This is a genomic window from Pseudoxanthomonas sp. P4_B2, assembly GCF_056402315.1.
Map to the genome: position 1 here is coordinate 1 of NZ_JBFUHQ010000012.1, position 1,541 is coordinate 1,541.

Genomic DNA, 1,541 nt, shown 5'->3' on the forward strand with positions numbered 1-1,541 from the left:
CCAAKGCACCTGGCTGATGGCCTGAGCGGGGATGGGGTAGAACGGCACGCCATTGCCGTCGCTCTCGTCGTCGTACTCGAAGGTGACGGTTTGCTTGGGCTGCGAGCCGTTGACGATGGCATATGGAAAACCATAGATGCCGGTGCTGCCGGGAGATTCCTCGCCGCCGAAATCCGGATGCAGCGCGCGGGTGCCGCCGATGAAGGAAATATAGCTGGCTGAAGAAGGATCCACTGGCGCCGCACTGATATCGGCGTTCCACCAGTTGTCGGCGGGGAATACCGGAGCCGCCACCGGAGCGCCCTGTACAGGGACGGTGGCGGGGCAGGATTGAGCCAAGACGGTGGGGACGGCAAGGAGCAACAGAGAGGAGGCAAGCAATCGGCACAACAGGGGACAGCGCATGCGTGTCTACTTCATTCACTACAGGGGGAAACGCGATGGTCGGGGGCATAACCGGAGGAGTCAAACGTAGGCAAACGGGTGTTTTACCTGAATGGGTGATACGCGAGACGCAGGCCACATAAAGCGCTAAATGCAAGATGAATGGAGAATATTGCCTCGCTTTTTTCCACCTCTCTGGTAGTCGCAGCGCGCTACTCGATCCCACCTCGCCACGGCAGCGGCGCGCTGCCAACGGCCCAGGCTGTCGTCTGGGAACAGACGTGTTGCGGCTGTCTGGCAGCGTACTTTTCGCGGCGCTGCCAGTGCCGGAGTAGTCAGTTAGTCGTCATCGACGATCGTGCCGATGGCCTGGCCATCAGCCAGCGTAGCCCCGCTAGCTCCGCTGAGGTTGACCTTGAAGGTCTCGCTTGGCCCACGATTTAGGTCGCCATTGACCGTGACCGCGAAGGTCCGGCTGGTCTGCCCGGCGGCGATGGTTTGGCCAGTCAGCGAGCGGGCGACATAGTCGCTGCCCGCCGTGGCCGTGCCGTCGGCGGTGGCGATGTTGTAGCGCACGTCCGCGGTTGATGCGCGCGACAGCCTGATGGTGAAAGTCATCGGCCGGGTGCCAGTGTCGCCTTCGGTCACCGAGGCGTTGCCGATGGAAAGAGTCAGCGGCGTCGCATTGACAGTGAGCGCGCGGGTGCGTGTGACCCCTGCGTAGGTCGCCGACAGAGTGCCCGAGGCGGCGGTGGCGGAAACCTTGGTGGCGATGGCAAAAGTGGCGCTGGTGGCGCCTTGCGGTACGCGGACGCTGGCAGGAACGGTGAATGCACTGCTGGCGCTGCGGAGTGCGACCAGGGCGCCGCCGCTGGGCGCGGCAGCGGTGAGCGTGACCGTGCCGGTGGCTGCCTGGCCGCCGGTCACCGGATTGGGCGAAGCGCTGACCGCGCTGAGTGCAGCCGTGGCAACGGCGGGTTTCCAGCCCAACTTGATCACTTCGAAGTCACTGGCCTTGAGCGTGGCGAAGGCAGGATTCAAGGTGCTGTTGTTCCAGCGCACATCGAAAGTCCCGGAGATGTACAGGTCCGATCCGTTGTCGACCATGATCAGTCCGTACTTCTGCATGGCGCGGAAGATCTTGCGCGACGTGGGAT

2 protein-coding genes are annotated in these 1,541 nt (G+C 63.4%); both read right to left on the bottom strand.

The window, feature by feature from the left end; genetic code table 11:
* Positions 1-339 (bottom strand): hypothetical protein (locus AC1DTQ_RS18800; protein WP_477851565.1); only part of this gene is annotated, 339 nt, incomplete at its 3' end.
* A gap of 384 nt (positions 340-723) precedes the next feature.
* Positions 724-1,541: Calx-beta domain-containing protein (locus tag AC1DTQ_RS18805; protein ID WP_477851566.1), on the bottom strand; the 818-nt coding region annotated here is incomplete at its 5' end.